General features: G+C 28.0%; 12 protein-coding genes. 1 reads left to right on the forward strand and 11 read right to left on the reverse strand.

The features are described 5' to 3' along the window. Positions 1–176: 176 nt before the first annotated feature. The 7 genes from KQI77_RS04920 to KQI77_RS04945 form a co-directional block, all read right to left on the reverse strand. On the reverse strand, positions 177–692 hold the full coding sequence (locus tag KQI77_RS04920) for a flavodoxin (protein ID WP_216389013.1): 516 nt from the start codon (positions 690–692) through the stop codon (positions 177–179). Positions 693–716: 24 nt separating this feature from the next. Continuing rightward, complete coding sequence (locus KQI77_RS04925) at positions 717–1,550, reverse strand: SDR family oxidoreductase (protein ID WP_216389015.1); 834 nt, start codon at positions 1,548–1,550, stop codon at positions 717–719. A gap of 119 nt (positions 1,551–1,669) precedes the next feature. Beyond that, complete coding sequence (locus tag KQI77_RS04930) at positions 1,670–2,551, reverse strand: LysR family transcriptional regulator (protein WP_216389016.1); 882 nt, start codon at positions 2,549–2,551, stop codon at positions 1,670–1,672. 130 nt (positions 2,552–2,681) lie between these two features. Beyond that, positions 2,682–3,869 carry a glycosyltransferase gene (locus tag KQI77_RS04935; RefSeq protein WP_216389018.1) on the reverse strand — a complete coding sequence of 396 codons (1,188 nt, stop codon included), beginning with the start codon at positions 3,867–3,869 and terminating at the stop codon, positions 2,682–2,684. Between the two features lie 96 nt (positions 3,870–3,965). Continuing rightward, positions 3,966–4,166: a hypothetical protein gene (locus KQI77_RS12955; protein ID WP_253289352.1), complete on the reverse strand. Its 201-nt coding sequence runs from the start codon at positions 4,164–4,166 to the stop codon at positions 3,966–3,968. 69 nt (positions 4,167–4,235) lie between these two features. Continuing rightward, the gene (locus tag KQI77_RS12960; protein WP_253289353.1) at positions 4,236–4,394 is read right to left on the reverse strand and encodes a hypothetical protein; all 159 of its coding nucleotides are present in this window, start codon (positions 4,392–4,394) and stop codon (positions 4,236–4,238) included. A gap of 132 nt (positions 4,395–4,526) precedes the next feature. Continuing rightward, positions 4,527–5,357: a LysR family transcriptional regulator gene (locus KQI77_RS04945; protein WP_216389020.1), complete on the reverse strand. Its 831-nt coding sequence runs from the start codon at positions 5,355–5,357 to the stop codon at positions 4,527–4,529. 148 nt (positions 5,358–5,505) lie between these two features. Between KQI77_RS04945 and KQI77_RS04950 the strand changes: the two genes are divergently transcribed. Then, positions 5,506–6,345, forward strand: a complete 840-nt coding sequence (locus KQI77_RS04950; protein ID WP_216389022.1) for an aldo/keto reductase — start codon at positions 5,506–5,508, stop codon at positions 6,343–6,345. A 108-nt stretch (positions 6,346–6,453) separates the two neighbouring features. On the opposite strand, the gene KQI77_RS04955 is transcribed toward KQI77_RS04950, so the two are convergent. From KQI77_RS04955 to KQI77_RS04970, 4 genes are all read right to left on the reverse strand, one after another. Then, positions 6,454–6,870, reverse strand: coding sequence for a GNAT family N-acetyltransferase (locus tag KQI77_RS04955; protein WP_216389024.1), 417 nt, complete (start codon positions 6,868–6,870; stop codon positions 6,454–6,456). Between the two features lie 17 nt (positions 6,871–6,887). Next, the gene (locus KQI77_RS04960) at positions 6,888–7,262 is read right to left on the reverse strand and encodes a helix-turn-helix domain-containing protein (RefSeq protein WP_216389026.1); all 375 of its coding nucleotides are present in this window, start codon (positions 7,260–7,262) and stop codon (positions 6,888–6,890) included. A 3-nt stretch (positions 7,263–7,265) separates the two neighbouring features. Further along, positions 7,266–7,859: a LysE family transporter gene (locus tag KQI77_RS04965; protein WP_216389028.1), complete on the reverse strand. Its 594-nt coding sequence runs from the start codon at positions 7,857–7,859 to the stop codon at positions 7,266–7,268. 454 nt (positions 7,860–8,313) lie between these two features. After that, positions 8,314–8,946, reverse strand: a complete 633-nt coding sequence (locus tag KQI77_RS04970) for a hypothetical protein (protein ID WP_216389030.1) — start codon at positions 8,944–8,946, stop codon at positions 8,314–8,316. Between the last annotated feature and the right edge of the window lie 494 nt (positions 8,947–9,440).

Raw genomic sequence — 9,440 nt, forward strand, 5'->3', positions numbered from 1 at the left:
ATACTTTTTGGGGAAAGGGGCAATTATCTCATTTTTTATTATCTTTGTGAAAATTATTTATAAAATATAATTGAAAAGGGGTTGTGAAAAAATGATTTCTCATTTTTTCACAGCCCCTTTTTTATACTAACTAACAACATTAGTTTTGTAAATTATTTGTATTTTCTTGTAATAGGTTATACAAATTCATTAGCCCATGCAACTACCCTATCTCTAGATTGTTCTGATTCTGCTCCATGGATTGAAAGTCCTTTCTCTATATCAGCACCTTTACATATTTTCTTTAAATCTCTTTCACTAGTTCCCATACCACTTCCTTCATTAGTACAGAAAGGTATTATTTTCTTGCCAATAAGATTGTAATGTTTTAAAAATGTGAACATAACCATAGGCATTGTACCCCACCAATTAGGATATCCAACAAATATAATATCATAATCTTCGAGATTGTCTTTATATTCTTTTACTTCTACTAGTTTTCCACTATTAAGTTCATCTTTTGCTTCTTCAATACATTCATTATAATTATCTGAATATTTCTTCACAGAATCTACTTCAAATATATCTCCACCTACTGCACCTTGAATCATTTCTGCTACTCTTTTGGTATTGCCTATTTCAAGGTTTTTTATGCTTCCATTCCAATAGTTTTCGCCTTTTCGTGAATAAAATACTGTTATAATCTTCTTCAATTTTTTCGCCACCCTTTTAATTATTTATTTCTCTGGTTGTAATGGTCCGTAATAATATGATGAAGTTGCACCACCATCTATTAATATAGTTGATCCTGTTATAAATGCTCCTTTTTCACTCATCAATAATTCTGCAACATTTGCCACTTCATCTGCTGTTCCAGGACGACCAGCTGGGCATTTTGCAAACATATTCTTATAGAAGTCACCACGTGGGCCATTAAATTCATCTATTGCAAGTGGTGTAACAATAATTCCTGGCGCAATATCATTTATTCTCGCACCACGTTTACCCCATTCTACTGATTGAGCCATAACACGTTTTTCATTACAACGTTTTGCCATTTGATATGCATGTAATGTATCTCTTATATTCTCAGGTTTAAGAATATCTAATTGTAATAATTTTTCAGATTCTGTAGTAGCTAATGCTCTATCTTCTTCTGCAGTAAGCTGTGGCATTCTCCATCCAGATTGACTAGATATTGTAACTCCAACACCACCTTCTGCAATTACTTTGCCTACTTCTTCTAACAAAACAGCTGTTCCATACAAATCAACTTTTAATATTTCTTCTATAGTTGCTTGACTTGGAGAAACGCCTGCACCATTAACAAGCATCTTAATTTCTCCATAAGAAGCTGCTAATTTAATCATTTTAAGAATAGATTCTCTAGATGATAAATCCATTTCAATTGGTTCAACATCAAAGCCAGCTTGATTCATTATTTCTGATATTTTCTTTGCATTTGTTATATTCTTATCACCCAATATAATTTTTTTGCCATATCCCATTCTTCTAGCTATAGCCATACTTATTTGGCCTGCTCCAGTTACAATCATAACTTCTTTATTCATTTATACTCACATTCCTTCCTATATAAATATTAACCTTTATTAATTTTTATTATAGGAATTAAACATTTTTTCATCAATTTGTCTTTTGCATATTTTGTATAAGTTTTTCTAATACGAACTTAAACAAACTGTTCTTTTAAAATATCAGCAAATTCTTCTACATAATATCCTGAATTATCTTTTTTCCAGAAAGCACAATAATTCCTTGTAAGTTGCTTATCTCCATAAATTAATGGAATTCTAGTTATAGATGTACCAAACTCTGTGCCTTTACCTGTACCTTCTACTGGCATAAAACCTTTGCCACTAATAACTAATAATCTAGCTGCTTCTAAGTTCTCTGTATACAAGAACTCCCCTTGAAATCCTAATATGTCTCTATAATATTCTCTCTCTATATCTTTTTGAGTATTTGAGGCCACTAATATGCATGGTATATTCTTCAATTCTTGAGGACTTATACTTTGTAATGATGCAATAGGACTCCTAGAAGATATTTCTATAGAACTATTATTAGTAGATAGAATAACATTAACAAATGTATCTGAAAATGCTCTTCTTTGATCATTTAGTGCAATATCTACAACACCATTTTCTAGCATCCTATACAACTCTTCATGATTGCCATATTCAATATTTATTGTTACATCAGGATATTTCTCTGAGAATTTTTCTATTGCATATTTTAATTCATCTCCATTATAACTACGTAAATATCCTATACGTAAAATAGCTTCTCCTGAGAATGCAATTTTTCTAGATTCCTTGCATATACGTTCATAATCAGCAATAAGAATTAAACTCTTCTGGTAGAAATATTCACCTGCAGCAGTTAAATTAAATCTTCTATTCTTACGTTCTAATAGTTTAAAACCTAATTCACGTTCTAACGCCTGTATTTGCTGAGAAATAGCTGATTGAGAAATATTACATTCTTCTGCTGCTTCTGAAAAACTATTATTCTGTACAACTGCTTGAAAATATCTTATCTGTCTAATCATAACATAAATCCTCCTTATTTTTATTTATGTTAAGCTTTTCTTATTTATATATTAAAAGCTTAACATTTAGCTTTTTTCTAGTCAATTCTTGTAGTTTAGCTTAATTAAGGAAAATCTTATATGATTATTTTTAAGCAATTGTAGTATAAAGATGTTCTTTCTTGTTCTTAAATGATCTATCAATTACATCAGTATATATCTTCTCTATTCCTTTTCCAAATTCCATAGAAGATATATTTTCTATACTTTTCCTAGTATTAGATGATAAAGATATATATTCTTCATTGTCAAATAATTTATGATATTTCTCACTAAATTCTTGAAGATTATTATATGAATAACCATTAACTCCACTTACAACAATATTATTTAAACATTCATCTTCACGTACTAATAATGGTTTTCCTGCTGCTAATGCTTCAGAATAAGTAAGTCCTTGTGTTTCACTAGTTGATGCACATACAAATACATCTCCTATAGCATAATAATTCTGAACATCCTTCCATTCAACTTCTCCTATAAATGTCACATAATCTTTTAGTCCCATACTAAATACTTGTTTTTCTAGATTTTCTCTCTCAGGTCCATCTCCAACAATTATTAATCTGCTCAAAGGATCTTCCTTTACTATATAACTCATAAATTCAATAATTTCATGAAGATTCTTTTCCTTAGATAATCTTCCTATACTTATCATCACATGATTATCTGGTTTAATATTATAAGCTCTTTTTAATTCTTGAACCTTGTTATAATCTGTTATACAGAATTTACTTATATCAATTCCTGTTGGTTGAATGACAATTGGCTTATAAACTCCATAATTGATCAATATATTCTTAACCTTATCTGTTGGAACTATTACTTCATCAGCTCTATCGCAACATATCTTACTAAAGCTTCTTATAATTCCTTTTAAATTCTCATTTCCTGGTATTCTAAGATAATGAGTATAATCTTCATATATAGTATGATAAGTATGAACTAATGGAATATTGAATTTTTGTGCTGCCTTTCTACCTAGATGACCTAACACAAATTCTGTTTGAGTGTGTATAATATCTAAATTAAGACTTTCTATGATTCTATACCATTTCTTTAATATGGAACAACTTATCCTACGTTCCTTTAATAATAAACAAGGAATGCTCTTTAATCTATAAACATTATTTTCTTTTTCTTTCATATATGGATTGCTTACTGTAAATACATATACATTATTTCCTTTTGCCTCTAATTCTTTTTTTAGTTGATATACAGAATTCGCTACTCCATTTATTTCTGGATAGTAGGTATCTGTGAATAACCCTATATTCATACAAAACACCTCTTTTTATTTTCTATATTTAATATAATAAATATAACTAAATATATAAGAAGTATTTTCTAAACAATTTCTAAACTCTTAAAAATTTTATTCTTTCAATTTGATCATATATCTAAGGTAATCCAAATCTTCTATTTTCTTTTCTATATTATGAATTTCTTCTAATATTTCATTTCTCTTTTCTTGTAATATTTTTATTCGTTCTGATGCAGTATCAATACCTTGTAAATGTAGTCTCATATATTGTTCTATTTCATCACTACAAAAACCTATATTATAAAGTGTCATAATCATTCCTAATTTCTCAATATCTTCATTATCATATTGATAACTATCTACTTCTCTACTATTTAAATTCTAATTTTCATATTGTTCTAGAATATCTAATGGTACGCCATATCTTTCACTTACTTCATTTATTCTCACTGAATTATTCACTTCCTTTTGAAGCCTATATTTATAATAATTCTCTACTTGTTTAGGCATTAAAATAATTAAGGTGTCCTTTCTAGACACCTATAGATTATCACTACCATCAAACTATGTCTAATGCTTATTTTAACTATCTAAATATGCTTATTAAGTATATTTTATAACTATGTTTTTCTGTTAATAATATAATATTCTTCGTACATTGATGGATCTCATTTAAGCATAACAATCTAACATCTCATACTTGTCATTTTTACATATTAAATGATACTTAACATTAGCTTCTTCATCTATTATAGGAATAATCTTTCTATCACAAAATATTTCTTCTGAATTATTAGAAAGATTAGTAGTAAAACATAACAAAGTAGATGTACGTATTAATTCCTTCAAATCAAATTCATTACTTTGTATAAGAAACTTTGAAGCTGGCATTTTCTCATAACATAATTCTGTCCAGAAACCAATTTTATCTCTTAATAGACAATTAAATCCATTTAATTGTTCAAATGATAATTCATCATATTCTGCTAATTTATGATGTATAGGAACACAAACTGATAATTTTTCTTGAATGAATGGTACATCTTTTATTAATTCATTTGAAATAACAAATGGGATAACCCCTATATCACAATCACCTTGTAATACATTATTTATTATATCTTTAATGCTTGATAACTTCGAAGTAATAGAATTATCTGAATACTTTGCAGATAGTGTAGGTAACAATGACCATAAAGGTGCTGGGGCACATGTTTCTATAGTTATAGTATGTAGTTTCTTATCATATTCTTGAACCATCTTAATTGCATTATTGGCATCATATAATAACTTTCTTGCATACTCTACTGCTTTTCGTCCTGTTTCATTTAATTCAATCTTATTCTTACCACGTATAAATAAATCTACTCCAAAATCATCTTCTATATGTTGCATAGTTCTTGTAATTGTTGGTTGTGATATATGTAAACTTTCAGCAGCTTTAGATAATGTTTTATTATCTGCAAATGAAATTAATTGTTCTAATTCGTTTAAGTTAAGCATACTATCTCTCCCACTATTCATATTATGAAATCTACTTTTCTTATTTTATATTGTACATCCAGGTCCAAAATAAGTAAACTAGATATTGTAAGGATTATTGATAATTAAATATTATTTCACTATATGAAATATAAAGGAGGAAATAACTATGGAATATGTAACATTAAATAATGGAGTAAAGATGCCTATGTTAGGTTATGGAGTATATCAAACTCCACCAGAAGATACTAAACGTTGTGTGTTAGATGCAATTAAAGTTGGATATCGTAGTATTGACACAGCACAAGCTTATGGTAATGAAGAAGGAGTTGGAGCTGCAATACAAGAATGTGGTCTTCCACGTGAAGAGTTATTTATTACAACTAAAATATGGATTACTAATGCAGGCTACGAAAAGGCAAAGGCATCCATTAAAGAATCTCTAAAAAAACTTAAGACAGATTATATTGACTTACTACTTATACATCAACCATTTGGAGATTATTATGGTAGCTATCGTGCAATGGAAGAAGCATATAAAGATGGTCTTGTTCGTGCAATAGGTGTATCTAACTTCTACCCTGATCGTTATTTAGATCTTATGCATTTTTCAGAAATTAAACCAGCAATAAATCAAGTTGAGACACATATCTTCCAACAACAAAAGATAGCAAAAGAATATATGAAGAAAAATGGAACACAAATTATGTCTTGGGGTCCATTTGCAGAAGGAAAAAATGATTATTTTAATACACAAGAATTAAAAGAAATAGGAGCAAAATATAATAAAACTCCTGCTCAAGTTGCACTTCGTTTCTTACTACAAAGTGATGTGGTTGTCATTCCAAAATCTGTTCATGTAGACAGAATGAAGGAAAACTTTGACGTATTTGATTTCAAGTTAGACAAAAATGATATGAAAGCTATTGAAGCCTTAGATGGTGGTGAGAGTTTATTCTTCTCACATTACGATCCTAAGACAGTAGAATGGTTTATGAGTATATTATAGAACGGTTTATGAATATAGTAATTAAAAAGGAAGATACCCCAAAATGGTATCTTCCTTTTTATAGTTTAATCCATATTGCATCCATTTCTAATTCTCCCTTTATTAATGTTACAAGTCCTTCTTGTTGTAATTACATAACTGCATTGCTACTCCATCTTCCATTACCTTGAAACCAAATCTTTTGTAAAAAGCTGCATTTTTACTCTCTTCTGGCATAATTTCTATGTACAAATAGTCTTTATATTTATCTTTAACCATCTCTATCATAGTTGCTGCTATACCATGTCCTTGATATTCTGGGTGCACTAAAACATAATGCATAAAAGCTACCATCTCAGTATCATCTAGTACACGTACTAACCCCACTAACTTATTTTCATTCCATGCAGTAATAACAGTTGATGAATTCATAAGTGCTTTATATAATCTAGATGGATATTGTCCTGAAATCCATCCTATTGATAGAAATAAATCCTGCACCTCTTTCTTAGTAAATTTTTTCTCTGTAGTGTATTGTATATTCATATTCTTCAACTCCTATGTTATTTATAATCACATCTCTGGCAATGAGACATTATATTATCACTATCTTCCTTATAAAATATTCCCGACCATTTACATATACTCTGTAAAATAGGTACAACTGATAAACCTTTCTCTGACAATGAATACTCAACATGAGGTGGAATCTCATTATATGATTTTCTTACTACAATATCATTTGCAATTAAACCTTTTAATGCTGATGCTAATACTGCATCTGTAATATTCCCCATTTCATTTCGTAGCTCACTATATCTTAAAACTTTTTTAGCAGCAAGTACACATATAATTCTTGAATTCCATTTGCCACCAAATATCTCAAGACCATACTCTAATGGACAACGAATATCTTTGTTCAATTTTCTTTTATACATTTATTACATCCTCCTTACTATAGAATAAGCACAATATATCAGAAATAATCCTAATACAATATTTATAATTCTAAAATGTTTTCTATAAATCTTCTCTAGCTTAACCCCTAAAAATGCCCATGTAAGACTCGCAATGCTTCCTATACTTACTGCAAATATTCCTGCTAATACAAGTCCTATAATGCTATTTATATTAGGAATAAAATATATGCTCAACAAAGATGTTATGTAAAAATATATCTTAACATTAACTAATTGTAATAAAAATCCCTCTCTAAATGTAGGCTGTTTATCTGTTTTTTCTTCATCCTCCAATTTACTTCTCATGATTTTAATTGCAAGAAATACCATATATATACCACCTATATATCTTAATAATTCTAATATAGAATTAAATACTTGATTTAGCTCATATATAGTAATTGTACATATAGCTTGCACCACTCCATATCCTACACATATACCTAAAATCAACCGTTTGCTCTTATTCCATCCATATCTACTAGTTGTATTTAATGCGAGGATATTACCAGGCCCTGGAGTGAAAGAACATATAATCATATATATTAATAATGTTGTTATTGAAGTAACAGACAATTTACCCACCTCTTTTTCTTTTTCTCAATTATAAAATATATACTATGTCATTTCAATTAACTATTAAATTTAATAGTTACTTATTATTTGACTAACATCTATAATCTTCCAAGTATAAGTTCTATAATAAGAATCAGTTCAAGGCGCTGCAACTGCAAAGGGTGCATTAATTATCACTCCTAAAAAAATAATTGTTACTACACCAGGTGCAGATAACAAAAAAGAATTATAATATACTTACAAATATACTTTAAAACACCAGTTTAACTACTTCCAAATAGAATAAGTAATATTTATTTATGGTCTTTTCCATCAGAATGTTGATAATTTTTTCTAATATAAATAGTAAACATAATAATATTTAATAAACCTATTATTATGCATCAACATTTTACTAGAAAAGACCATAAGTATTTTTAATAATACAATACTTAATTAGTCACTTTTGTATCATCTAATCTCTTCTCTTTTCTACCAAAACAATATCTTTTCTATTTTCTTTAAAATATTGTAGTATCTTTTCACAATCTTCTCTAAGTTCATTAAATGCAAATATTTCTTCTTCATTTATATCGTAAAATTCAATCAATCCATTACTTTGATCAGGTGTAAATTCTTTATCTAGAGATATGTGATATCCACTATACCAATATATAATTTTGTATAAATGACTAATTTTAAATATATCTACTTTATTGTATAACAAATTATTTTTAATCAAATAATTATTTGTAAAAATCAGTTTGAATTTTTTGATTGTTATTTCTTTATATTCATTCTTATCCAATTCATTATCTAATAGATCTAGATCTTTTTGAGTAAAATTCTTATTTTTTAGATTTATAATAGTCATTTTTTTAGTTAATACGAATGACTTCAAGAAAAACACAATAATTAAAATAAAGCTTAGAATAAATAAAATCATTCCTATTACTCCACATCCCCCATTAGGATTCTTAGTTATTACAGATATTATGTATAAAATGCTCCCTATAATAAAATAAAATAATATCAAATATATCAGCATCTTATTATCTTTCATATTTTCCTTCGCACTTAGTTTCTTATCTAACCATTTTGATTTCATAAATCCCCCACCTATTTATAACTTTTCTATAATTTAAACTTAGCTCTAACCTCATTAAAAGAACGTATTTCTGGCATATTATCCATAGGAATCCATATTAACTTATCTATAATATGTTCCAATATAACATCATCCAAATTTATAACCTAAATAATCAATTTGTCCTACCAAATGATATCCTATTTGTTCGTGAAACTGCATACTATTGAAATCTGAATAATCATCTACAGTGAGAGTAATATGTGCAATAGTTTTAACAATATGCTGTTCCTTTAAAAGATAATTTTAACATTTGATTAATATTATGTAAATCAAAAAAATCCAATGTTACTTGATAATTTTAATCATATCAAAATAACATTGGATTTTTCTTTTATTATTCTATTCATAAACGTGTTTTTTCTTGTCCTTTGCCTTAGCTTGTTTTTTCTTCAAAGGATGCTTTGGATTCTTATCTGACATATTCTATCGCCTCTTTTCTTTCTATGCTATGT

This window comes from Clostridium sp. MSJ-8 (assembly GCF_018918325.1).
In the GTDB taxonomy this organism is placed as follows: Bacteria; Bacillota; Clostridia; order Clostridiales; family Clostridiaceae; genus Clostridium.